24 protein-coding genes and 1 pseudogene are annotated in these 25,490 nt (G+C 37.5%); 11 read left to right on the top strand and 14 right to left on the bottom strand.

Going from position 1 to position 25,490, the window contains the following annotated elements; translation table 11 throughout:
* Nucleotides 1-229: pseudogene (gene dnaK / locus PVK63_RS15215) on the top strand (molecular chaperone DnaK); the annotation flags it as partial.
* Between the two features lie 102 nt (nt 230-331).
* Here dnaK and PVK63_RS15210 read toward each other — a convergent pair.
* Nucleotides 332-2,206 carry a methyl-accepting chemotaxis protein gene (locus tag PVK63_RS15210; protein WP_274440720.1) on the bottom strand — a complete coding sequence of 625 codons (1,875 nt, stop codon included), beginning with the start codon at nt 2,204-2,206 and terminating at the stop codon, nt 332-334.
* A 238-nt stretch (nt 2,207-2,444) separates the two neighbouring features.
* On the opposite strand from PVK63_RS15210, the gene PVK63_RS15205 reads away from it, so the two are divergent.
* Entirely contained in the window at nt 2,445-3,446 is a 1,002-nt protein-coding gene (locus PVK63_RS15205; RefSeq protein WP_130087738.1) for a J domain-containing protein, read from the top strand.
* Between the two features lie 152 nt (nt 3,447-3,598).
* The gene (locus PVK63_RS15200) at nt 3,599-3,769 is read left to right on the top strand and encodes a hypothetical protein (RefSeq protein ID WP_130046256.1); all 171 of its coding nucleotides are present in this window, start codon (nt 3,599-3,601) and stop codon (nt 3,767-3,769) included.
* A gap of 77 nt (nt 3,770-3,846) precedes the next feature.
* Here the strand turns inward: PVK63_RS15200 and aqpZ are convergent, their stop codons facing one another.
* The 5 genes from aqpZ to PVK63_RS15175 all read right to left on the bottom strand — a co-directional run bounded on the left by aqpZ (nt 3,847) and on the right by PVK63_RS15175 (nt 9,151).
* Nucleotides 3,847-4,533 carry an aquaporin Z gene (gene aqpZ, locus PVK63_RS15195; RefSeq protein WP_130087737.1) on the bottom strand — a complete coding sequence of 229 codons (687 nt, stop codon included), beginning with the start codon at nt 4,531-4,533 and terminating at the stop codon, nt 3,847-3,849.
* Nucleotides 4,534-4,813: 280 nt separating this feature from the next.
* Nucleotides 4,814-5,386: a YceI family protein gene (locus tag PVK63_RS15190; protein ID WP_130046254.1), complete on the bottom strand. Its 573-nt coding sequence runs from the start codon at nt 5,384-5,386 to the stop codon at nt 4,814-4,816.
* A gap of 187 nt (nt 5,387-5,573) precedes the next feature.
* Nucleotides 5,574-6,332 (bottom strand): DUF3307 domain-containing protein, encoded by a 759-nt coding sequence (locus PVK63_RS15185; protein WP_130087736.1) that lies wholly within the window; start codon nt 6,330-6,332, stop codon nt 5,574-5,576.
* Complete coding sequence (locus tag PVK63_RS15180; protein WP_130087735.1) at nt 6,325-6,975, bottom strand: hypothetical protein; 651 nt, start codon at nt 6,973-6,975, stop codon at nt 6,325-6,327. The genes PVK63_RS15185 and PVK63_RS15180 overlap by 8 nt, the downstream gene beginning before the upstream one ends.
* Nucleotides 6,976-7,441: 466 nt before the next feature.
* The gene (locus PVK63_RS15175; protein WP_130087734.1) at nt 7,442-9,151 is read right to left on the bottom strand and encodes an AIPR family protein; all 1,710 of its coding nucleotides are present in this window, start codon (nt 9,149-9,151) and stop codon (nt 7,442-7,444) included.
* A 532-nt stretch (nt 9,152-9,683) separates the two neighbouring features.
* Here PVK63_RS15175 and sbcB point away from each other — a divergent pair.
* The 4 genes from sbcB to cdd all read left to right on the top strand — a co-directional run bounded on the left by sbcB (nt 9,684) and on the right by cdd (nt 13,189).
* Nucleotides 9,684-11,108, top strand: a complete 1,425-nt coding sequence (sbcB, locus tag PVK63_RS15170; protein ID WP_130046251.1) for an exodeoxyribonuclease I — start codon at nt 9,684-9,686, stop codon at nt 11,106-11,108.
* Nucleotides 11,105-11,455, top strand: coding sequence for a CidA/LrgA family protein (locus PVK63_RS15165; RefSeq protein ID WP_130046250.1), 351 nt, complete (start codon nt 11,105-11,107; stop codon nt 11,453-11,455). Before sbcB ends, PVK63_RS15165 begins: the two co-directional genes overlap by 4 nt.
* Nucleotides 11,455-12,132 (top strand): CidB/LrgB family autolysis modulator, encoded by a 678-nt coding sequence (locus PVK63_RS15160; RefSeq protein ID WP_130047939.1) that lies wholly within the window; start codon nt 11,455-11,457, stop codon nt 12,130-12,132. Before PVK63_RS15165 ends, PVK63_RS15160 begins: the two co-directional genes overlap by 1 nt.
* Before the next feature lie 148 nt (nt 12,133-12,280).
* Complete coding sequence (cdd, locus tag PVK63_RS15155; RefSeq protein ID WP_130087733.1) at nt 12,281-13,189, top strand: cytidine deaminase; 909 nt, start codon at nt 12,281-12,283, stop codon at nt 13,187-13,189.
* A gap of 71 nt (nt 13,190-13,260) precedes the next feature.
* Here the strand turns inward: cdd and PVK63_RS15150 are convergent, their stop codons facing one another.
* A complete protein-coding gene (locus PVK63_RS15150) occupies nt 13,261-14,412 on the bottom strand; it encodes an amidase family protein (protein ID WP_242511083.1) in 1,152 nt (383 codons plus the stop codon).
* Between the two features lie 232 nt (nt 14,413-14,644).
* Here PVK63_RS15150 and purT point away from each other — a divergent pair, with 232 nt between their 5' ends.
* Both purT and PVK63_RS15140 read left to right on the top strand, forming a co-directional pair.
* Nucleotides 14,645-15,820, top strand: coding sequence for a formate-dependent phosphoribosylglycinamide formyltransferase (purT, locus tag PVK63_RS15145; protein ID WP_130046247.1), 1,176 nt, complete (start codon nt 14,645-14,647; stop codon nt 15,818-15,820).
* A 188-nt stretch (nt 15,821-16,008) separates the two neighbouring features.
* Nucleotides 16,009-17,199, top strand: coding sequence for an amino acid aminotransferase (locus PVK63_RS15140; RefSeq protein WP_130087731.1), 1,191 nt, complete (start codon nt 16,009-16,011; stop codon nt 17,197-17,199).
* Between the two features lie 63 nt (nt 17,200-17,262).
* Here the strand turns inward: PVK63_RS15140 and PVK63_RS15135 are convergent, their stop codons facing one another.
* The gene (locus PVK63_RS15135; protein ID WP_130087730.1) at nt 17,263-18,456 is read right to left on the bottom strand and encodes a methyltransferase; all 1,194 of its coding nucleotides are present in this window, start codon (nt 18,454-18,456) and stop codon (nt 17,263-17,265) included.
* Nucleotides 18,457-18,488: 32 nt separating this feature from the next.
* The gene (gene cysB, locus PVK63_RS15130) at nt 18,489-19,463 is read right to left on the bottom strand and encodes an HTH-type transcriptional regulator CysB (RefSeq protein ID WP_130047931.1); all 975 of its coding nucleotides are present in this window, start codon (nt 19,461-19,463) and stop codon (nt 18,489-18,491) included.
* A 286-nt stretch (nt 19,464-19,749) separates the two neighbouring features.
* On the opposite strand from cysB, the gene PVK63_RS15125 reads away from it, so the two are divergent.
* Complete coding sequence (locus PVK63_RS15125) at nt 19,750-20,514, top strand: DNA repair protein (RefSeq protein WP_130047930.1); 765 nt, start codon at nt 19,750-19,752, stop codon at nt 20,512-20,514.
* 81 nt (nt 20,515-20,595) lie between these two features.
* Here the strand turns inward: PVK63_RS15125 and miaE are convergent, their stop codons facing one another.
* Nucleotides 20,596-21,360 (bottom strand): tRNA isopentenyl-2-thiomethyl-A-37 hydroxylase MiaE, encoded by a 765-nt coding sequence (gene miaE / locus PVK63_RS15120; RefSeq protein ID WP_130087729.1) that lies wholly within the window; start codon nt 21,358-21,360, stop codon nt 20,596-20,598.
* Nucleotides 21,361-21,587: 227 nt separating this feature from the next.
* On the opposite strand from miaE, the gene PVK63_RS15115 reads away from it, so the two are divergent.
* Entirely contained in the window at nt 21,588-21,971 is a 384-nt protein-coding gene (locus tag PVK63_RS15115) for a hypothetical protein (protein ID WP_274440723.1), read from the top strand.
* Between the two features lie 64 nt (nt 21,972-22,035).
* On the opposite strand, the gene PVK63_RS15110 is transcribed toward PVK63_RS15115, so the two are convergent.
* The 4 genes from PVK63_RS15110 to PVK63_RS15095 all read right to left on the bottom strand — a co-directional run bounded on the left by PVK63_RS15110 (nt 22,036) and on the right by PVK63_RS15095 (nt 25,475).
* A complete protein-coding gene (locus tag PVK63_RS15110; protein WP_130087728.1) occupies nt 22,036-22,419 on the bottom strand; it encodes a transporter in 384 nt (127 codons plus the stop codon).
* A gap of 252 nt (nt 22,420-22,671) precedes the next feature.
* Nucleotides 22,672-24,354 carry a DUF342 domain-containing protein gene (locus PVK63_RS15105; RefSeq protein WP_130087727.1) on the bottom strand — a complete coding sequence of 561 codons (1,683 nt, stop codon included), beginning with the start codon at nt 24,352-24,354 and terminating at the stop codon, nt 22,672-22,674.
* A gap of 66 nt (nt 24,355-24,420) precedes the next feature.
* A complete protein-coding gene (locus tag PVK63_RS15100; RefSeq protein ID WP_130047926.1) occupies nt 24,421-24,708 on the bottom strand; it encodes a glutaredoxin domain-containing protein in 288 nt (95 codons plus the stop codon).
* Nucleotides 24,709-24,728: 20 nt separating this feature from the next.
* On the bottom strand, nt 24,729-25,475 hold the full coding sequence (locus PVK63_RS15095; protein ID WP_130087726.1) for a YggN family protein: 747 nt from the start codon (nt 25,473-25,475) through the stop codon (nt 24,729-24,731).
* Between the last annotated feature and the right edge of the window lie 15 nt (nt 25,476-25,490).

Raw genomic sequence — 25,490 nt, 5'->3', positions numbered from 1 at the left:
CGCTGACGAGAAAGAAAAAATCGAAGCAGCAATTACAGCACTAGAAGGCGTTAAGTCTGGTAATGATAAGGAAGCAATCGATGCGAAAACTCAAGAGCTAATGCAAGCAGCACAAAAGCTAATGGAAATCGCTCAACAGAAAGCTCAAGCACAACAAGGTGCTGAAGCTGGAGCGCAACCTAAGCAAGAAGATGATGTGGTTGATGCAGAGTTTGAAGAGGTAAAATAATACCTCATTTACACGAATGAAGTATTAACAAGGTGATTTCGGGCGTATAGAGGAAACTCAATACGCCCTTTTTTATGTTTGCTCGTTAATATAGCATTTGCGTTATGCTGCTTTGCTATCAAGCTCATTTAATTTAAATTGATTCACCAATGATGCCAAGTTATTCGCAATATTCATAAGTGCTTCATTTTCATCATTCAAAATCGTAACATTCTCATTAGAACTCTCACACAAAATATTGATATTATGCATTTTTTTACTTATCTCATTTGTTGCTTCATTTTGTTCTTGAGTCGCAATTGAAATCTGTTTATTCAAATCACTGACCTGATTGATGGCCTCATTAATGCCTAGTAATGTGCTATTTGCTATCTGAGTTTGACTCAAAGTTTTGGCAGCTTGATTTTCACTTAACTTCATTAAATTAGATGCCGCATGAGCTTGTTCTGTTATGCCTGATGTTAAATTCATGATCTGCTGAATTGCAGACTGAGTTCTAATGGCTAAGCTTCTCACCTCATCTGCCACGACAGCAAAACCTCGGCCAGACTCTCCCGCTCTAGCGGCTTCTATTGCGGCATTTAATGCTAATAAATTCGTCTGACTTGCAATGCCCTCAATGACCTCTACGACATCACCAATTTCATTACTTTGCTCTACCAGTATTTGAATGACTTTAGCTGCGTCATTAACCTCATTTACTAATTCTCGTACATCATCACTGGCTTTTTGTGTGATTTGAGCACCGTTGTGCGCTTCGTTTAATGTCTTAATAGAAAAGTCTTCAGCTAGAGACACACTATTAACCACATCTGAGATCGATACATTCATTTGATTAATTGCACCTGACATCTGCAATATATCGTCTTTTTGACGTAAAGCACTGCTCTTTGTATCATCAACGGCTTTAGACATCTCTTCTGCCATATGGACCAACTCAAAGACCTGAGAAGAAACAAAACTCACAGTATGATTAATTTTACTCACAAAACGGTTAAAAGCTTTGCCAATTTGTGCTATTTCGTCTTGGCCTTTCTCATCCAAGCAAACACTTAAATCTCCATCTCCTTGTGAAATAGTGTGCATTGCTGAAACAATTTGCGATAAACGCCCAGAGATCCTATTCGATAAAAAGACGATCAATAAACCAAGCAGTATCACGATACTCATACCCATGAAACTAAGAATACGCTTAGCCTCTGCCACGACGACTAAAATAGTACTTTCCAAATACTCTGAGTTACTGCGTAGTTCCCCTTCTGTAATACCTATTGTTTTTCTTAATTCACCCACATTCCCTTCGTAATCGGATAATCCTTGCAAATGCGATAATTGAACCAATCTTCCAAATGATTCTTCATATTTTTCCAATACAATAAATGCATCAAGTAGAGAAAGTTTAGATAAATATGTTTTCAGATCAGCCATATTAGTATTGTGTGATAATACGTATTTATCGTCACCTCTCAACATGAAATCTTTTTCATTACGACGCAATTGCAGTACACCAGTCTCTAAAATGATATCATCGCTTTTATTGATTAGTATCTCTAGATTATGAGCATCTTCTCGCAGTTCACCATAAACCCCCTCTTTTTCGGTTAAACCAATATTTACCTCCATATCAACAACATTCATGAAACGAGTTTGGTATTCATCAAATGTATTTCTTAACAAGTCATAATCTGTAAAGGGGATCCCCGCACTATCTAACACTGCCGTTAACTGATTAAAGTTATTGTTAAATAAAGTAAACCTTTCATTAAAATTATCCACGTACTTCATATTCTTACGTGATAGAAAATCTTTTTCTTCTTTTCTAAGATTGAGCATGTCGATTTCAATCAGTGATACCAATTGCGATGCTGTCATGAGTGTTTCTACTTTATTGATCATATAAATTGATGACACAAGTAAAGAAGATATTGAGAAAACCACAAGAACAAGAATCAGTCGCATGAGTTTTTTTATTGTCATTTTTATTATCCACGATTAAGAAATATCCATATTTTCGAACGTTATACTATAAGGTGGATTAAGATCGTACTTGTATATATTTAACATAATGAAAATGCGACACGGTACAAATTTTTAATCTACACTGCCTCATTTTTATTCAGGCTGACTTAAAAATTATAAAGCAGTAACTATTTGTTTTTCTGTACTCAAATCGATACACTAGCACGGTCTTTTAACTAGTGATTTTTTCTCTACAATGTGTCGATTTTTCTTTCTCATTTTCACGCTATTCTCTCTCTCTGTTCATGCTGATCCTTTAGAAACAAAGGCAGAATTAGGCGATGCTCGCGCACAAGTAAAATTGGCAATGGAGTATGAATCTGGAACTAACCGCCCTATTAACATTGACCACGCTATTCAATGGTATAAACAAGCGGCAATACAAGACAATACAACGGCTCAATTTAACCTTGGCCAGATCTATAAAAATGGCTACGGAATTGCTCAAGATTCAAAACAAGCCATCTATTGGTTTACTCGAGCAGCCACACAAAACCACCCTCCTTCTCAATTCTATTTGGGTGAAATCTACGAATATGGTTTGTCTGGCAGTGTCGATTTATACAATGCCTCATTGTGGTACCAAATCGCGTCTCATAATGGTCATGGCGAAGCAATGCTTGGATACAAACGAGTATTGGCTTCCTTGGCTGAACAGCAACATAATTCTAGGCTGAAGCAAGAGCTTGAAGCATCTGAAAAAACCGACACACCTAAGGTTACTGAAATTACACCAGAGCCAAAAACCATCATCATTACGAAAATGGAAAAACCAACCGCTCTGATCACCTTTGGTAGCTATTTATTAATAGCGATTATGTGCACTATTTTGGTTTTCTTACTATTTAGATTACGAAAAACATTCAGTGAAAGTAAAAGTGGGAACACTCAATCAAGCTTTGCTAAATCACTGCAAAATGAAAAAATCAAACAACTGCAAGATTCGAATGATAAATTGAAAATAAGAGCCGATGCTCAAGAAGTTACAATAAAGCGTTTAAATATCGAGCTTGATGGCACAAGAAAATCATCACCACCACAATTTAGTCCTTACCAATTGCTTGGTATAACGGCGCAAAGTGATAACTCAGAAATTAAAAAACAATACAGAAAGCTTGTACAACTCCACCACCCTGATCATGGTACTGATGGTGTGATGTTGGCCGAGATAAATAAGGCCTATAATCAAATAAAATAGTGCTACTCGTCAAAGCTACTCGACAAAAAATTCAGAAGGCCTTTACAAATTATTGCATCTCTATATACTCGGCATCACTTTTATATGTTATGAAAATGTAACGATAATTATATAACGTGTAAACTCGAAGAATAAATAATAGAGAAAGTCATATGTTTAATTTAGAAGGTCACTGCGACTGGTGTAGAAAACCAGCGATGGTATTACAGCATCAATACTGTGATGGCGCAAAATACTACGCCTGCTCAAACTGTAATGATTACGCTAAAATCGATATCAGAGAATACGATTTAGCTGAGATGGAAAGCGTAAATCAAAAGTAATCTTAAAAAGAAATTAAATAAAAAATGCCGATGACGTCAATCATCGGCATTTTTGTTTGTATTCAAACTCTAAAAAATTATGACTCTTTTGCCATTACTTTGTAGATAAGTGCACCAAGTACGGCACCTACAATCGGAGCAACCCAGAACAACCAAAGTTGAGATGTTGCCCAATCACCTACATACACCGCAACCGCTGTACTACGAGCAGGGTTAACTGAAGTGTTAGTAACAGGGATACTGATTAAGTGGATTAGCGTTAAACACAGACCAATTGCGATTGGAGCAAAGCCCACAGGAGCACGGCTATCTGTTGCGCCCATAATGACAATTAAAAACATAGCTGTCAGCACAACTTCTGTAATCAATGCTGCAGTCATAGTGTAACCACCTGGAGAGTGCTCACCAAAACCATTTGATGCAAAACCACCAGCAAGATCAAAACCAGCTTGACCGCTTGCGATTAGGTATAAAATACCACCCGCTGCAATACCACCAAGAACTTGAGAGATGATGTATGGCACTAAATCTTTAACATCAAAACGACCACCCACCCATAGACCGATTGATACAGCTGGATTTAGATGACATCCTGAGATATGGCCAATAGCAAACGCCATTGTTAATACTGTTAGACCAAACGCAAGTGCTACGCCTACAAAACCTATACCTAGCTCAGGGAAGCCAGCGGCTAATACTGCACTACCACAACCGCCCAGCACCAACCAAAACGTACCTATAAACTCTGCCATGTATTTATTCATAATAATTCCTATATAATTTTTATCTCTTGATTTCGCTTTAATTTTTTATCCCGAATCAAGTTATTGTTCAAAAAGAATATAGGTGATAATTAACAAAATAGACACTTTTAGGCTTTCATTTATCTCTTATTTTCACTTTTAAGACACAATTCCAAAGGCTGTAACACTAATTTATACTGTAATTACAGATATTTGAAAGCATTACACAGATCAATTTAATCGCGAGATAATAAAAAAGCCTAGAAATATCCAGACTTTTTTATACTTAAGAAGTAAATCCTTATTTTTTAAATACTAATGCAAGGGAAACTGGAACTCTATCCGATATTTTTATTCCACCAACAGTTGCAGCAAGTTTCGTTAAGTTCTCACTAGGAAGTCCAAAATCTGAAGCGCCTACAATTACTGATGAAGACGAGCTCACCATTACATAGTTGTCATTTTTTAAGATTACAACAGGAAAGCCAATTGATTTTGTTTTGCCATACATTGTGACTTGCACAGGAATAACTAGCTTTTTAGGTCCATTAGATAGCGCAGCCAAGTCCACTTTACCGCTTACTTTAACGTCAGGGTATTTCACTGACTCAAAGAATATATCATTCAATCTAGTATCTCTAATAGGGATCCCAGTACTGATCCCTTTTAGATTTACATCGATAGAAAATTTCCCACTTTCACTTAATTCACCAGATAACGTGTTTATTGTGGCTGGTTCTACAACAAATTGGTTTTTAATTGTAGTAAAGCTGACTGAAGATAATTTAGATTCTAAAAGATAGTTATCAGCAGCTAAAGAGTGGGTGGACATCAGAGCAAGAGCAAGACTAAAAGAAGATAATATTTTTTTCATTATAGTTAACCTTATATTGAGTTATTGTTTTGAATCGATCGAATAATACTCCTAATAAAATGAATCAAATAAAGAATTAAATCGATTGATCTAAAGCATTTTTTCAATGAGATGTAGTCCACAATTCAATCAATGTAAATGAACTAAACTGCAGTAACACAGAATCAATTACACCCTCTCTTTCTAATCACTTAATTTTAACATCTAAACCAAGTGATACTAAGGTTCCGAGCAATGTAGTGATAACCACAGATAACATTGAACCAATCAATACATATTCAGTCATGCTTCGATCGTTTGATTTATTCAATTCACCAAATCTAAATATTGACTTAGCTGCTAATACAAAACCCACCGCTGAATAACTCCCTACGAGGGTAAAGGTCAATATTAAAACTCGTTCTAAATAACCAATCAACTCACCACCAGCGACAAGACCACTAATACTAGAATTACTCTCTCCACCTAATATTGGATACTTTCTTAAAATACTGCCAATAACAATTGAAGTCGGCTTGAGAATTATCAAGTAAGCAAAAATCACCATAACGCCATTTGAGAAGTTCTCATGTTGTATCACTGTATCAATAGTTAGACCATCTACCATGTGAAAAGCAATGATCGCTAGAACAGATACATGTAAAGCCTGATCAATAACAAAGTAGGAAAATTTATCACCATTCGGTGTTGTTACCTTCCACAAGTCGATAACAAAATGACTTATCGCTACGATAGCTACCAAGCAAACAGCTGATCGCAAATCAATACCTAACATTAATGCAGGAACTAATAATGCGATGCCGTGTAATAGAGAATGAAAATATAGCTCAGGTGAGCGGTAGGTGGATTCTTTCTTTGATTCTACCCATTGCTTTGGTTGTAGATAGAAATCGCAGATAATATGCATCAGCAAGAACTGTATTAGAATACCAAAAAAATCAAACATGCCTCAATCCCACCACTTTGTTTATAAATTTTCGATTTAACTCACTAATTAACGGCCAACCAGAAGCTTTAAGTGACTTACTGATAGTTGAGGTCGCAACACTAAGCTTTTCTGCTAGCTCACCAACCAGCAAACCTTCATTAGTTTGAAGCATAGGAAGAATCACTTCACACTGGCGCGAAGTTAATTCGGTGAGTTGTCTATCAAGATATTTAAAGAGTAAGTCAAAGTACTCTGTGAGATCGGAGCTGTCAGAATTAAAAAATAACCTCGCGTTTTTCAAGGTTTTTAACCCTCGACCAGAAAGAACAAATGCTTCACCCATTGATTCAGACACCGACTCGCGTAAATCGGCATTAGAGGCAATAGCAAAACTAATGCGGCTATCAAACTCATTACCAAGAGACTTAATACCAAGCCGATAAATAATGGTGTATCTCAGAGCGCTTTCGATATCATGTACTACAGACTGAAACTCATCACCACGCTCAATACTATGTGCGTTCGATGAATTTCCTTCGGTAATCCATTTCTGAATATCTTTGATTCGTTTAAGTAATTGTTCAAACTGCTCAGAGGTTAACTTAGTTGAATTGACAATATCGCCGCTAATCACTGCGATAGGTTGATAGGTATGCTCCACATTAAAATTCCTCTTTTGCATGAAAATGTAAATTTAGCCGTTTTTGGCTAATAATGCAAATTTAGCCACTTTTGGCTAATAACGTAAATTTAGCCATTTTTGACTAATAATTAAGAATCGGGAGATCTGCCGAAGACTTTCCCACATCCAATAAACGTTACGCATCACGCTAACTCAGAATGAAGTATTAAACAAACAAAGAGATTGAAGAAGAACTTAGGGTTGATTACCCAAAAGCATCAAAGCAGTTAATTTGCCATGATGAGGTTTTAGATATGTTTAGCCTTACCAGTAGAGCACTGTATATATGTCGTAAAAACCGAGGCTTTCTAGCGGAATCAGTGACAAGAACGCCACTTAGATAGTTATATTCTGCTGTTGAAAACTGGAAATTGAAGGTAGGGAGTTAGTACTTTTAGTATATAAAAAGGGAGCGCTATGTGTGCTGCTCCCTATATTCCATTACTTAACCAATATTAAGCTCTGAGTTAATTAGATCTTTAAAGCGAACTTGAATCATCTTACGGGCATCTGTAAGTGTTGTTTTTGAGGGTTCAAATAATGCTAATATACGCTCAAGCTCATCAATACATTGCTGGTAATTTAGATCTGGACGAACTTTATGCATATATAATATATAGAACACTTTTTGTTCGATTTTTTGTAACGTTTCTGTTGCTGAATCATAAGATTTTTTGATTTCAAAGTAACTTTCTATAATTAATGGCGCTTCTGAGATATTAAAGTTGTCCTCTGAAAAAATCTCATCGTAATACTTACCAAAGATATGTTGCTTTTGATTAGATGATTTTTCTGGATTACCTTGAATAGCAAATAAAATTTGACCAAATTGCTCCATACTAATCTTATAGCGATACTCTTTTGAATCATTCATACCTGTATCGCCATTTTTACGAGAATAGATGATGTCATGCTCATCTAGTAATTGTTCTAACTGTATTTGCAAAGTACTTAAGGACTTTAAGTCTACGTTTGAAATAGAGTTTTGACTGTTTGTATATTCTGCTATCTTATTTACTGCATCACTATTTGAGGCATTAAAAATACGAACTAATACTTCGCTTTTCGACAAGTAGTCAGTAATATTAAGTTCATCTAATGCATTGAAATTATGCAAAGTTCTTAATGTTTGACCACCATTTAGAACTTGAAAGTCATTAATTGTGATCCTAATTTTTTTATTCCCATTTACTGGTTCCGCTTTAATTCCCTCAGCAACAATCGTCATTCCATTGTTATACATGAAGAATTTACTCGGTTCTTCTTTCAATGATTTAGCTATAGCTTCATTATATTTAGACTTTTGAACAAAACCACGAACATTATCGAATAAAACACTGTAGTCGATGCGTTCTTTAGCCAAAACTTCAATTCGTTCACAATTATAGTTGTTACGCAATTCTGGATTCTTACAGGTTATACGAATAATATCAGCAGCATTAAGTCGTACAATATAAGACTTAGACGTAGAAATAGAGTTCTCAGAATAAGACATTAAAGCATCATTATCTATTATAAGCTCGGCAACGATAGGTTTAGGTCTTATTGACATCATTGTTTTAATTTGAGGCAAACAAACTGAAATCACTTCCATATCATAGAAGTCTTTAAGCTGTTGAATCGCGGTTTCATCTTCATTAATTGGAACTGGCTCATTACTCAGCATATAAAGAGACATTTTCCATACATCATTTGTATTTAACTTATCTATAGCCTGTTCGACTAAATGCTTCAGTTTTCCTTCCAGTCCTTCAGAATTACCATTCAAAATACAATTGACAAGTTTAGTTGATACAAATGCATCGTTTGAACTTTGCATCTGTCCCGGTTTAAATGCTTCTCTGAATTTAAAATTAAATAACATGATCTCTTTATTTTCATCATTAATATAAAGAGCATCAATACCTTGATCATTGTGGCGTTCGTTCATCAAGTATGCATTGTATTCAGTATCGGTAATGATGTCACTGATACGATCAAGATCCTTTTCGTCACACAAGCTTTCAAGCATAAAAAGATAAAAACCAAATCGCTCTTTTAGCTTATCTCTCTCTGGGACATTAACAAATTTTGCACCTTTAGAATAAAGGTCAAAATACTTTTTACACTTTATATTCAACAACTTAAAATCATTTAAACTAGCTACTTCTGACATGATACTTATAATTCCTTATTTTTTAAGAATATTATCACACAGACAAACTGATAGGATAGATTTTAATATATACATTGATTGATTCATTCCGCTTACGTTTTGCTTGAAATCAATGCTGGTTAAAAGTAATTTATAAACAAAAGTATAAATACTTTACTACATTCCCCCAATCAGCTTCTCCGCATAACACTCATATGACTTTAACTACTCATCCAGACAATCATGCTTATTGTATACGGATAAAACGCTACCGAATTTATGGCCTAGCATCTTCTCCAGTACGTGAGGCATAACACCAAGCTCTGAAGCGCCTGTTGATAACGAGCGTTTGAAGTCTTACTTTCGCCAATATTCGAGCTTTAAGTCGCACATAAATAAGAAATGTATTTGTTCGTCTCTGAGATGAGTATTAAGCAAAGATTGTCACTTAATAAATACCCTTTTTATTTTTCTTCACCTTCCCTTCCTAATCCCTTGCGATTATGTGATAGATCTCTGATAATTAATGTATTGCTCTTAATTGGACACACTTATGCCGCAGGATAACGCACCAAGTTTCTTCTTCTTTGATTATGAAACATGGGGAACTAGCCCATCTCTCGATCGCCCATGCCAATTTGCTGGGGTTCGTACCGATGAAGATTTCAATATCATTGGTGAGCCATTAGTTATTTACTGCCGCCCTCCCATTGATTATCTGCCCTCTCCTGAAGCGTGTTTAATTACGGGAATCACTCCGCAAACCGCAGTAAGCAAGGGCTTATCTGAGCCTGAGTTTATCGCCAAAATTCATCATGAGTTATCACAGCCAAATACGTGTTCATTAGGCTATAACAACATTCGTTTTGATGATGAAGTCTCTCGCTACACTTTATATCGTAACTTCTTCGAACCGTATGGTTGGAGCTGGCAGAACGGTAACTCACGTTGGGATCTACTTGATGTAATGCGTGCTGTTTATGCCCTACGTCCTGAAGGCATTGAATGGCCAAAAGACGAAGAAGGCAAACCAAGCTTTAAATTAGAAAAACTCTCTCAAAAAAATGGCATTGAACACACAAATGCCCACGATGCGATGGCCGATGTAATTGCCACCATCGAGTTAGCAAAAGTCGTTAAAAAAGCACAACCAAAAATGTTTAACTACTTGCTTTCTATGCGTAACAAGAAAAAAGCAGCGACATTAATCGACATAGTAGAAATGACGCCATTAATGCACGTGTCTGGCATGTTTGGCGTAGATAGAGGCAATATTAGCTGGATTGTTCCTGTTGCTTGGCATCCAACCAATAACAACGCTGTAATTACGATTGATTTAGCATTAGACCCAAGTGTATTCCTAGAATTAGATGCAGAGCAATTGCATCAACGCATGTATACCAAGCGAGCTGATCTTGCACCTGATGAATTGCCAGTTCCAGTTAAGCTAGTGCATTTAAACAAATGTCCTGTTCTTGCGCCGGCTAAAACACTGACTGCTGAGAATGCAGCGAACCTCAATGTGGACAGAGAAGCCTGCCTACGCAATCTTAAAGTGATCCGTGATAATCCAGAGATCAGACAAAAGCTAATTGCGCTTTACAGCATTGAACCTAATTACGAGAAATCGACCAATGTAGATACGCTTCTATATGATGGTTTCTTCTCTCATGCTGATAAAACGACGATTGATATGATCCGTCAATCAACGCCTGAACAGCTTATCGATTTTGAACCTAATGTCACTGACCCTCGCATTAAACCATTATTGTTCCGTTACCGTGCGCGTAATTTCCCGCATACACTTAATGAAGCTGAACAATTAAAGTGGCAGGCTCATCTGCAAGATTATTTCCAAACCCATTTACCTGATTACGAATCAAGTTTTGAAACTTTGTATTTGGAATCTGAAGGTAATGACAAGAAAACCGCTATTTTGCGGGCCGTTTATAATTACGTACAACAGTTAGTATCATGATTAAATACCTTTATTCTTTCGCATGGATTTTTGCTTCATTGTTTGCTGGAAACGGCATTCAATCGTGGTTAAATATTTCAGTACCGGGCAGTATTATTGGAATGCTGATTTTATTCACTGCAATGGTCATTGGTGTATGCAGGCCGGACTGGGCTGCGACAGGTTGCCAATTCTTCATGCGGAATATGTTGATTTTATTTATTCCAATCTCTGTTGGGTTAATGACGCATTTCGATTTATTAATCAACAATGCGATTCCAATCATTGTCAGTACCGCTGGTGGTTCATTATTGGTTTTAGTTTGCCTTTCATTACTTATTGATCGTCTTGATAGAGGAAACAAATAATGTGGGTCATTTTAACCGTTATTGTTTTTTATTCAGCACGTTGGTTCGCTAAACGTTTTCCTCACCCAATCAATAATCCATTATTGCTGAGTGTTTTTATCGTTATCCCGATCTTGATGGTATTACAGGTACCTTATGAAACTTACTATGCCGACAATGCATTTTTAAGTTACTTGCTGCAACCTGCTGTTGTTGCTCTGGCGTACCCGCTGTATGAGCAGTTACCGCATATTCGTGCAAACTGGAAAATCATCCTACTTGCTTGTAGTGTTGGCTCACTGTTCTCTATGCTGTCAGGTGCTTTCTTAGCGGTATGGATGGGGGCTGATATGCAATTGGTTGCGAGTATTTTACCAAAATCAGTGACCACACCAATTGCGATGGCTATCTCAAGTCAATTACAAGGTGAGGCGGCTATCGCGGCTATCTTAGTGTTATTAGCAGGCTTAATGGGCGCTATCTGTGCTTATCCTATTTATAATATGTTGGGAATTAAAAGCTCACTGGCAAGAGGATTAACCATGGGTAATGTCTCTCACGCCCTTGGCACTGCACAAGCTGCTGAAGTTAACTCTCAAGATGCGGCGTTTAGCTCTCTTGCCTTGGTTATTTGTGGGATCATCACTTCATTAGTTGCGCCACTTATTTATACATTATTGGTATTTATAAAAGGCTAATTGGTTAAAACCCCTTCAAATCAGTGTGACATCTCTCTCATTGATGTAAATAATGTATCTTTACATCAATGAGTGTGATATTGATCTATGTTTCTATGGCTATAGTCCCTAATAATGAGCCCAGAAGAAATTAAAAAGGATCACACTGATGACCACTCTACACTCTACAACAGTACAACAACGCTTAGAAAATGCCCTTTCTGTTCTGCCTGCAGATTTACAATCAGCGCTGTCTTCTTTCATTAACACCCAATTTAAAGGCATCATTACTAAAGCGCAGTTTCAAGGCCTACTTGCTGACAGCAAACTTAGTGACAAAGAATTACGTTTAGCCTTACTTCCTCTTGCCGCGGCTTTCTCTGTTGCCCCAATCTCTAACTTTTATGTTGGCGCGATTGTTCGTGGTAACTCAGGTGACCTTTATTTTGGTGCAAACATGGAGTTTAGTGGTGTTCAATTGGGCCAAACGGTTCATGCTGAGCAATCTGCGATTAGTCACGCTTGGATCAACGGTGAAACCGGAATATCTGACATTACTATCAATTTCAGTCCTTGTGGCCACTGTCGTCAATTCATGAACGAACTGACAACGGCTGATAGTTTAATGGTTCAACTGCCTGAGCGTGATGAGAAGTCATTGCAAGAGTATTTACCAGAATCATTTGGTCCTAAAGATCTGGGTATTGAAGGCGGTTTATTAGCGTCTGTATCGCATAATCTAACACTAGAGACGGATTCTGCTTTATTGATTAGTGCTGTAGAAGCAGCGAATCATAGCCATGCACCTTATTCACATAACATCAGTGGTATTGCGCTTGAAATGAAAAGCGGTCACATTTATCACGGCATGTACGCTGAGAATGCGGCGTTTAATCCAAGCTTACCTCCACTTCAAGTGGCCCTTATTCATGCCAATATGTCACGCGAGTGCTTATCTGAAATTAAAGCGGCAGCGCTAGTAGAGAGCCATAAAGGTGAGATAAGCCATTTAGCTATCACTCAAAGTACATTAGAAGCGCTGAACCCTGATGTAACATTAGAATACGCATCGATTTAATAAAGAATCACTACAAAAATAAGAGGAGGTTATTAATTTAACCTCCTCTTTTTTCTTCTATCTAATCACTATTATTGATTGCTTTTCCAACGAATAGCAGCATCAATCAGTTGTCTATCCATGCCTTGCTTACCCAATAAAGAAATCCCCCACGGTGAATTATTTACGGTAAACCACGGCAAATGCAACTGAGGCAAGTCAGCCAAGCTTGCTAACGATGTATATCTCAGTATCTTATCGTTCAAATTATACAGCTGCTCTGCTGAAGCAGAAATTGGTGGTGCCGTGTTGGCTGTTGTTGGCATCAATATGAGTGTTTTCTCATCCAAAAGAGAGTCCAACACTGAGAGAACCAGCTCTTTTTGCTCTAATGCAATGCGTTCATCTTTATATTTTAATGTACCAAGCCATTTTAATTGCAGCTTAATTTCATTGCTTAATTCTGGGCTATTTTGCTCAATCCATGGCTCGATATTTCGTAAACCCTTGGTTGCTGATATAACTTTAAAGCTTTCCGCCGCTTTAGTGGTAATGATTTTACTGATCGCTTTACTTCTTACCACATCGTATGGTGATGACGACAATAATTTCTCTAATTTATTTTTCGCTTCTTCAGGAACATCACTGAATAGACTGTCTAGCACCACAATTCGCTCAACGGTTACCAATGGTGACATTGGCGTTAATACGGTTGCTACTTTTCTAATATCTAATAAATTTCGAGCAACCCAACCTAATGCAGTCTCTTCTTGAGCGATAGAAAACACGCCGTCCATATTAATGGCGTTGACTGATGCTTTAAAGCCATATAAGCCAGCATATAGCGCTGGAATACGAATTCCACCATTTAAGTCTGTCCCTAAACCAAAGTCAGCAAAGCCATTAGCGACTGCTGCAACAGCACCACAAGAAGCTCCTCCTATGGTTCTATTCGGACTATTAGGATTTAAAATTGGATCGTAATGCGGGTTATTGCCATGTAGCCCAACCCCAAATTCATCGACTTGGGTTTTCCCAACAAATAGTGCTCCTTTTTGTAATATCAGATCAACTACTGGTGCATTTTCTTTTGCTTTTTTCTGTTGGGATAACCAAGTAGGGTTACCTAATCCATTTGGCGTATCTTTAATATTGATACAATCACTTACGACAAATTTTTTATTTTCTAAAGCGCCATAAAATGCACTTTGTTGTTGCTCTCCAGAGTGAGTTACGCAAGGCATCAAATTATCCATCATTTCATACAAGTACTTAATAACAAAGGAGCATACCTATCATTATAGTGATTACAAATAATCATATTCAGCAAACTTATCATTTAGTTAATAGTGTGATTAAGCTCTCATGAAGCTACAGATAGAAAGTGATGAAAAATAAAAGCAAACGTTTGCGTATTTGTCTAATTTTAGTATCATGCTCATATAACCACTCCCCACTATTACATGAGAATTAATTATGTTTGGTACTGCTCTATCCTCTTCTGCAACAAAAGTATTATTACTTGGTTCTGGTGAACTTGGCAAAGAAGTCGCTATTGAATGTCAACGCCTAGGTTTAGAAGTTATCGCTGTTGATCGCTACCTAAATGCGCCAGCGATGCAAGTCGCTCATCGTAGTTATGCTATTGATATGTTAGATGCAGACGCCCTTGAAGCTATTATTAAAAAAGAGCAGCCAGATTACGTCGTTCCTGAAATTGAGGCAATCGCAACCGATAAATTGGTAGAATTAGAAAAACAAGGGCTTAATGTCGTTCCTACAGCGAATGCAACAAAACTTACAATGAACCGTGAAGGTATTCGTCGCTTAGCCGCTGAAGAATTAGGGCTACCTACTTCTCCATATCGCTTTGTAGATACCTACGAAGAGCTAGTCGAAGCGGTTAAATTTGTCGGTATGCCTTGCGTTATTAAACCAGTGATGAGCTCTTCAGGTAAAGGTCAGAGTGTGATTAAAACTGAAGCGGACATTAAAGCCTCTTGGGATTACGCTCAAGATGGCGGACGATCTGGTGCCGGTCGCGTGATTATTGAAGGGTTTGTGGATTTTGATTATGAGATTTCATTATTAACCGTTCGCGCTGTTGATGGCGTTCATTTCTGTGCGCCAATTGGTCACCGACAAGAAGATGGAGATTATCGTGAATCATGGCAACCACAAGTAATGACAGAAGCGGCACTTAAACTGGCCCAAGGCGCTGCTGAAAAAGTCGTTAATGCCCTAGGTGGTTATGGCTTATTTGGTGTTGAGTTATTTATTAAAGGTGATCAAATTTACTTCAATGAAGTCTCTCCTCGCCCACACGACACAGGTTTAGTAACGCTAATATCTCAAGAAATGTCTGAATTTGCGCTTCATGTTCGCGCCTTTACTGGCATGCCAATTAATCAAATTACTCAATATGGCCCTTCGGCATCATCTGTAATTCTTGGCCAAGGATCTTCGGCTAATATTCGTTTTGATGGTTTAACTGACGCACTTTCTCAACCTCAAACTCAGATAAAGTTATTTGGTAAACCAGAGATTGATGGACGTCGACGTTTAGGTGTTGCTATTACACGTCGTGATAATTTAGAAACCGCTATTGAGGATGCAGTAACGGCTTCAAATAAAGTACAAGTGATCTATTAAGTTAAAAATATGTATAACAGAATGGTTTCAAATACCGTTCTGTTGTACTTTTTTAACCTTCTTATTCTTTTTTTACTGTTAAATCCATTTAATTTGCTTTTTTCGTTACCTAACCGTTGCAAACTTACAGGATTAACAGGTATAAATAAGCTAACTCTTTTATTTTACTTACACCATGGATGATGACTATGTTTGAAAAAATCGCTGCCGCTCCTGCTGACCCAATTCTTGGCTTAACAGATGAATTTAAAAATGACCCTCGCGCTGAAAAAATCAACCTTGGTGTTGGTATTTACAAAAACGAAGCGGGTCAAACTCCTGTTTTAACTACGGTTAAAAAAGCAGAAGCAGTATTGCTTGATACAGAAAAAACAAAGTCATACCTAACCATTCAAGGTACCGCAGAGTACGGCCTTGCAGTACAAAAACTACTGTTTGGCTCTGATGCACAAGTGATCACTGAAAAACGTGCACAAACAGCTCAAGCGCCTGGTGGTACTGGTGCACTACGTGTAGCTGGTGAATTCATCAAACGTCAACTTGGCGATGTGAAAATTTGGATCAGTAACCCTACATGGGCAAACCACATTGGTGTATTTACTGCTGCAGGTATTGAAACAGCGCAATACACTTACTACAACGCAGAAACGAAATCTAAAGACTTCGCTGCAATGCTAACGGATTTACAACAAGCGGAAGCCGGTGATGTGGTTCTTCTACACGGTTGTTGTCATAACCCTACAGGTATCGACCCAACGGCTGATGAGTGGGAAGAGCTAGCTAAGCTGTGTGCAAATAAAGGTCTACTTCCACTGTTTGATTTCGCATACCAAGGTTTTGCAAAAGGAGTTGAAGAAGATGCGGCTGGTTTACGTACTTTTGCTCAATACTGCCCAGAGCTGCTTGTAGCAAGTTCGTTCTCTAAGAACTTTGGTTTATATAACGAGCGTGTTGGTGCATTTACTCTTGTTGCTAAAGACGCGGCTGTTGCAGCAGATGCTTTTTCTCAAGTGAAAGCTATCATCCGTTCTATCTACTCTAATCCACCAGCTCACGGTGCTGCTGTTGTTACGCATATTCTTAATGACGATACGCTACGTGCAGAATGGGAGCAAGAAGTCGCTGAGATGCGTGACCGTATTCAAGAGATGCGTACTTTGTTTGTTACAACACTAAAAGAACAAGGTGTGGATGCAGACTTTAGCTTTATTGAACGTCAAAATGGTATGTTCTCTTTCTCTGGTCTTTCTAAAGAGCAAGTAAACCGCTTGAAAGATGAATTCGCCATTTACATCGTTGGTTCTGGCCGTATCAGTGTTGCTGGTATGACAAAAGACAATATGCTGCCTTTATGTAAAGGTATTGCAGCGGTTCTTTAAGAGTCAAAAGTAATCGTAATACATAGCAAAGGCGCTTTAGTTAGCGCCTTTTTTATGTTTGTTTCACGCTTTCTTAGCCTGAATGACAATATTTCTTGGGGTATCTTCTTTTAAACAAAACTCCCCGATACGAACATTATAGCCAGCCTCTTCTAGCAATAAGACTCGATCCAAACATAACCATACTTCCAATGGACGTTTAAATACTTGCTGCACTAAATCGCATTTTTCCATCACCACAAACGCTTCTTTTCCTTTGTTTAACCAATAGCAAAAATCAATATCGCCAGGCAATTGCAGCTTTTTATGTTCGCTAGCCCATTGGCAAAAAGCTTCAAAACCATCACTTAATAATGATTTTTTTATGCTTGGAACAGGGACATAGTTATCATTGCCAGTAACAAACTGCTGCAAGGCATTAAACCCTAATCGATATTGCATTTCTTGCTCTCGATGATGTTGTGTGCGTTTCCCTGCGGTTACTGTCTCTTGCAGTGGTAATCGTAAATCATCTTTAGATAAACGGATCTGTGCTTGTTTTGATAATGCAGACAGCCCTTCATAAACCGATGACTGAGTTAAATGAAAACAGCAAGGAGATAAAGTAACGGCATCTATCGACTTATCTATGCCCTTTTGAATTAGACTTACGTGAAGATCACCACAGGCATGCAACGCTATCGCATGTTGGTTAGATCTAATCAGTTCAGATGCACTAGTTGCCAACGCATCACCTTGGATAAACGTCATGTCTAATTGATGCTTGTCTGCGTATTCTTGACCACTATGACACAAAGCATCTTGCCACTCTAATGTGGTTACTGGTTTACCTGATGCCACATTAAGCACCCGACCTAAATATCCTTTGCCACCACACCACTCTAGCCACTGATCTTGAGGCTGTGAATATTGAATACCTAAAGCACTTAAATTGGTAATTTGTTGCCACTTACGGCCGTTAATTCCTGAATCTAATCCCTTTGGCATAACTAGCTTAGCCGCTTGTAGTTGCTCAAGCTGACTTAATTCATAAAGCTCATGAACTTCTGGAATAAAAACTGAGAGTGCTTGCGTTAGTTTTTCAGGGACTCGCTTTAATTCCTGCACTTCAACCAGAGTTAATCCATCAAGCCAATGGCTTAAATTTTCATGCGTGGTTCGCCATGGATAATCTGAACTATGAAAAGCAGAAAATTGCCAAAAAAAGACCGTCTGCGATAACAAACGGTCTATATTTAAAAACTGCTGAGAATGCATTATATGCCCCTGAGAATAATATCAGGGCGATCTTAACGGACAGGAAGGTTTATGTCTTTAAACATCTCTTCGATTTCATGATTATTTTTAAGCATGGTCGCTTGCTCTACTATTGGGCGAGTTAAATGGGGTGCAAAGCGCTCCATAAAATCAAACATATAGCTTTTTAAGAATGAACCACGTTTAAAGCCAATCGTTGTAGTACTTGCATCAAAGATATGACTGGCATCTAAAGCAACAAGATCCGTGTCTCTCTCTTGGTCCATAGCCATACTCGCAATCACACCAACACCAATACCCAAACGCACGTAAGTTTTAATGACATCGGCGTCTGTTGCTGTAAAGACTATTTTGGGTTTTAAGCCTGCTTTATTAAAGGCGCTATCTAACGCAGAGCGACCAGTAAAGCCAAAGACGTAAGTCACAAGATCATACGCGGCTAAATCTTCAATGGTGATATTCGATTTCTGTGCTAATGGATGATCTTTGGTGACTACAATCGAACGGTTCCAGTGATAGCAAGGTAGCATAATCGCATCTTGGTATAAATGAAGCGCTTCGGTAGCAATAGCAAAATCTGCCGTTCCTTTAGCAATAGCGTCGGACATTTGTGCCGGCGTGCCTTGATGCATATGTAAAGACACATCAGGATAGCGCGTTTTAAATCCTTTTATCACATCAGGCAATGCGTAACGAGCTTGAGTATGGGTTGTAGTAATATTAAGCGTGCCTTTTTCAGGATGAGTATGCTCTCCTGCAACCGATTTAATGCTTTCGACACGAGAAAGGATTTCACGCGATATTTTAATAATCTCTTCACCTGATGGGGTGACTCTTGTTAAATGTTTACCGCTTCGCTCAAAGATCTGAACACCTAGCTCATCTTCTAATAAACGCACTTGTTTACTGATCCCTGGTTGAGAGGTATAAAGCGACTCTGCCGTTGAGGAGACATTCAAACTGTGGTTTACCACTTCAACAATATATCTTAACTGTTGTAATTTCATTTTATTTACCTGTAATCCTTTACATCAAATTTTAATTTACTTATAAGTTACAGTTATATACTCATTCCTTTCCATTTTCAAAGCCTTAACGTCATATTTAATGAATTGTATATTTTTAACCCGAATAAATTAAAGAAATGTGAACAATTGTCGATAAGTATCATTAAGTTCTAGTAAGATACCCTTTCTTTCGGGTAATTTACACGGCACTTTAAGCCCTTGCTATTCATTTAGTTTACAAGGTGTTACACTAGAAATTATTACTACTGGATGTATGATATAAAATATGAATATTGCTCTCATTATCGGACTTTTTGCGATTTTACTTACCTTGATTATTGGCTATAACGTCATTGTTCAATATAGAACAAAGATTGAGTCTGCCAAAAAACAAGAGTCGGCTAAACATATGGTTATCATTGATTCAACAGAAGAATTGATTGGAAATGCTCATCACCTTCCTTACAGCAAAGAGCTGCTAGTGTGTTTGAACCAACGAATTCTTGATGCTTTGCGTTCTATCTATGAGCTCGAACCAAACGATCGTTCATACAGTTCTCGTATTGAAAATATGGAACAACAGCTTCAGCAATTAAAAACAAACTATACTGGTGGTGATAGTACTAACTTCAAAGTACCAAGTAATGATAAACAAGCACTTGTTATGCTTAAGTTAGTAAAACGCCTACGTGATACATTACGCGCTGAACATAAAAAAGGTCGAGTTAACACTCAAGTTTTTGTGGCTGAAAATGCACGTCTTGAATCAATGCAGATCCGCATTAATATTGAAAACGTAGTGAAGCGTGCTAAAGAAGCAACGCAACGCGGACAAGCAGGTACTGCTCGTCAATTACTTAAAAAAGGCATTGATGCCCTATCTAGTAAAAATGATGGTTACTCAAACAAAGCACGAACTCAACTGCAAGATATGCTTGATGAGTTAAACAATAAGACCAAAAAGAAACAAGACCAAGAATTACAAGATAAATTAGATAAAAACAAAGATGATGACATCGATGTGTTATTCCAACCTAAGAAAAAATGGTAATCTAATTTTCAACCTTACCTAAATAAAAAAGATCGCACAAAGCGATCTTTTTTTATGTCTGATAAGCAATTAAACTGATAATTATCCCTTCACAGGAACGCCACTGTGGAATTTAAAATCAGCATCTGGAGACTGGATAAGATCTGCTTCTATCTTCGCAAAATGAGCCACACGCTCACTTACATCACCACCAGCTACTTGCTCTGCTAATGTAAGGTAATCTTGGTAATGACGCGATTCAGAACGCAATAAAGAAATATAAAACTTTGCTAAATCTTCATCTAAGTATGGCGCTAACTTTGCAAATCGCTCACAAGAACGAGCTTCAATAAATGCACCAATGATGAGTTTATCAATTAATGTGCATGGCTCATGTGTGATGATATTGGTAAATAGGCCTTTTGCGTAACGACCTGCCCTAATGTTTTGATATGGAATATCACGCTGATCCATTATCTCAAGTACTTGATAAAAGTGATGCAGCTCTTCTTTGATCAGCAGCACCATTTTATCAATCAAATCTTGGCTGTATGGCGAATCTTTACGAGCCGTGATTTTTTTAGAGATATTACTTTTCCCTTTTAATGTCTCTAAACTACCGGTTTTTTTATACGCGAAATCTTCATAAGGCTTAAACCAATCAAGTAAGATATTGGTACTCTCTGCATCCACTGCGTATTTACGAATCAAATACAACGCACTTTGCGCTGCTTTCAATTCACACATCAAATGATCTCGTAATATTACTGATAGATTCTCTGGTTTTTTGGCTTCTTCAATCCACTCATCAGGGGTTTCGCACTGTAAAAATGAGTAGATTGGCTCTAATAATGATTTATCGTACATATCGCTTTTGATTTAAAAATTCTGTTTTCCATTATATCAAACCTCCAGCAAAGCTGTTTACTCTTAATCAATTTTATCTAATAAGCATTAATTTCAGATAGTTAGAATGAAGCATCTAAACTTAAAGAGTGCTTTATACTATATATAAAATAAAAAATAGCTTGATCAGTAACCAAAATAAAAGTACTGTATAAATACACACTGTATGGATGAACAGGTATTTTATTATGAACAGAGCAATATCATTAACTACGTACTCAAACTCATTTAATCACGCAATCTCTCAGCATATTACTAGTGCTGCAAGCTTAGTGAACACACAGTGTGAATCTCACTTCATACAGATCTTAAAAAGTTTATCGAAACAAAATAAGTGGATTTTTATTACTGCCAATACTTCTATACCAAGTACTGACGTTTTGCTCGCTCATGGGGTTGAATTAAATCGATTGGTGAGATTAAAGCCATCTCACCATTTATCTGAAAGTGAAACGATTGAAAAAGCAAAACAGTTTGGTACTGCGAGCGCGATTATCTGCAACTCTAATTGCTACTATTTTTCTGACTCTCAATGGTTAACACTAAATCGTAAATTAACGGTTATCCACTAAAAGATATAGGTCATTAGGTCATACAATTCATGCTGTTTTTGGGCACGAATGGTACGACTCTTACTTACGATTGCTTGAGCAAGTGAACATAAAGAAGATCAAATTCAGCATTTGATTGAGATATTTCAGTATGAGTATTATCTAGAATATATCGAACTTGCTCATCATCGAGTATATAAGGCAGTTTTACCTGTAAATCAGTAATACCTTCAATGCGAGCTAAACGGATAAGACGAATAATATTTGACTCATCATTAATATGTGACGAAAGGACTTGCAGCGCTTCTAAGCGTAGTCTTTCTTGTATTGGGGTTTTATCATGAACAGATGCATTCCACACGGTTCCAAAGGTTGGGATCATGCTTTTCAGTGCTTGTGAAAATGTCCATTTTTGTTTGCTTGAGTTAATTAAAAACGAACTGTAATCAAACTCGATCATATTAGCCATATTTGCCTCGATATTCCCACATCTACTTTCAACATCCTATTGAACAGCACAAATGTTTCATTTATGGCTATAAGTATCCTCAATATTAGAATCGTCGCAAGTTTTAAAATGGATGCAGATCACACTTAATAATTCTTAGCTCTTAACCTTATCATCGTACTAACAGACTGTTTACACTCATACATTTTGGCAACAAAAAACCGCTACAATGAGCGGTTTAAGTGGACTTAACTAAGGTGTGTTACCTAAGTATTAATCTGCAATCAAATTGGTATTTTTTGAGATGATTGGGTCAATTTTTATTTCATATTCATTGAAGTATATCTTACACGGGCTATGTTCACGTTTTGTTGTTACTTGCTCATCAGAGTATTGAATCGTGACTTTTGGATAAACTCTCTCAGTCACTTTAACTACGTTTTCTGTTAGTTGTTTTCTTAGCTCTTCTTCAGCAGATTGGAATCGATTCATTGAAAGTGCAATCTCTTTATTCGAGTCTTCTTTCATAGTTTGAACACGTTCAATTTGCTCTGGCGTTCGTTCAGATTTTGGAATTTTTGCTAAGTCCATTTCAGCTCGAACCACTTTCATTGTGTTCTCTTGAGCAGCTTTATATTTTGCATTCAAATCAGCAATGTTTTCTTTATACTTATCGAAGCGTGTAAAGGCTTTTACTAAGGTTTCTGTACCTGCTGTTGCACCTAAATTCACCGTTGTAATGGTTGAGCCTGCGTATACTTCCCCACCAACAATCGAACCATTTCGACCTGATTTGTCCATAACCGTAACGGAGCTTTTACTCTTAACAAAGCTCTGAATGGAATGTAGACCTAACTCAATATCACCTGACGCTTGCAGGTTAGCTGATTGCACAAATTTTGAGGTAATTTTACCACCTGCTTTAACAAAACAAGTATGTTCTTCACCATCTTCTACTTGGTGACCAATGATGCCTTTCATGGCAATTACATCACCATGCGCTTGCACATCAGCTGATTCAATAAAGCCACCGACAGTGACGCTGCCAGTTGCTTTTACGATCATGTCTGCGGCAATATCGCCACTAACAATAACACTGCCTTTAAATTTCACATGGCCGGTTGAGATATCGACATTATTTAAACACAGTGCATTATCAACATCTGCCCCATCTTGGTTAATCCAAGGCATGCCTGATGTTGCTGCTATCACTAACTCAGGATCATCTGGAGAAATGGTTGCGCCTTTACCAGCACGAAGCTTTGTATTTTTACCAGGCGTAGCAGGGATCACTTCACCTGTAACAGTAAAACCATCAGTGCCTGTTGTTGGAGGGATACGACGAATTAACTCATCACCTTCAACGACCGTGATCGTTTCACCCAAATCTCGCATATCGACTTTATCTTCTTCCCCTTCTTTTTCCTGAGGCTTTAATGCTTGCTCACGAAAATCTTCAACAAGAGGAACAAAGCTTGCGTTTACACCATCAATTGGCTCTTTACCTTTAGCAACAACAAGAGAAACTTTCTCACCTGCTGTTAGGTTACGGCTCAAAAACATAACTTTCTTTAGTGCATTCTTACTAATACCACGAGTGACTTCCATGTTTGTAAGTGCTGAGATGATATCGCTACTTTGAATATCACGCCCACCGTAAGCACCAATTACTGCCATCGTTGCTTTCATATCACGCTCTTCTAACGCAAGAAATACTTCCGCATCACGGCGCTCAGCAACTTGACGGTTTTGATGATTAGTGATCATTCCACTTTTCATATCATGAATAATTGAGGTAATGCTCTTCTCATCAAAAAAGAAGCCTGTTGCACCTATCTCTTCTAATGAATCTTTAAACCCTTTTAGAGTCGGTTCAGCATCCGGCTGAAAATTTTCAGGAAAACGCAAAACAACTGCATTATCATCCTGTATTAACGTTAGAAGAGAATCCCACATATCCATCACTCATAGTATTTATTACGCTTATAATTTTGACGTAAATATTAATTAGTTAACTGTATTCTACAGTTCAAAAGCATCGAGATCCATGTCAGTCTCTTGACGCTCATAAAACGCCACTAAATCGTCATGTCCACCGATGTATTTCCCATCCAAGTAAATTTGAGGGACGGTATTTACCGCAATCCCTTCTTTCTCTTGAATTAATGACACCATTTCATCTTTGCTTAAATCAACATCTAAGGTTAATACCTTATAAGCTATATTCTTATCGTCAAAGATCGCTTTGGCTTTAACGCAAAATGGACATACCGTTTTAGAAAATATAATGGTTTGAGTTGTATCGATCATTTTTTGTCTCTTTTTTTAAATTAAATGGTAAAAACTGGGTATGGTTGCAGTTCAGGGATCAATTGATGCAGCGTTTTTTCTTCTTCCGCTATCTCTTTTGCTGAATCACAGAGTTCTTGAGCGTCTTCTTTTATTTCTTTACTATGTTCACTCATTTTGGCTTTAATTGACGTTTGAACCTCAGAAAATTGCTGCTGTAACTCCGAAAAGTTAAGTTCACCATTTTGCATTTTGTCAGACAGTGAATTAAATACGCTAGCAAATAGTTCTTTATCCAAGCTTTGAATCATCACTTCGAAATCACTTTTCCATGTTGTATCGACTTCTTTAAAAAAGTCATGCTCAAGCACTAAGTCCTTTCCTTTGTAAAATTTTTGCTTTGCTGTTACACCATATTCATCAATTTTGTTCTTAACTGAATCAAAAGAGCCTTCAGCATCAAATGAGATCTCTATTTCGTTCACAAAATCGTTGGCAGCGGCGATACCTTTATCAGCAAAATCAACCACTGAAGGCATATAACTAACCACTTGTTGTTGATATTTTTCAATGGCTAATTTCTGCTCTTGTGTTAAGTCAAGTTCGTCACCATTAACAAAGACACGGCCGTTTTGATCAATTCTCAATTTATCTTGAGCTTTATCTACTTTTACTTCACCTGTTGGCGTTAGTAGCAGATCATTTTCTACTGTCACTGGACACATAGCCGCCCAAGTATTACTTGTTACAACTAACATACCTAAAGCAATGATTTTTTTACTTAGCATAAGCGCCCTATTGAT

Origin of the sequence: Aliivibrio sp. S2TY2, assembly GCF_028765525.1 — a bacterium.
GTDB classification, from domain to species: domain Bacteria; phylum Pseudomonadota; class Gammaproteobacteria; order Enterobacterales; family Vibrionaceae; genus Aliivibrio; species Aliivibrio finisterrensis_A.
The sequence above is the reverse complement of the archived record's forward strand: the minus strand, read 5'-3'. Positions and strand labels throughout refer to the sequence as shown.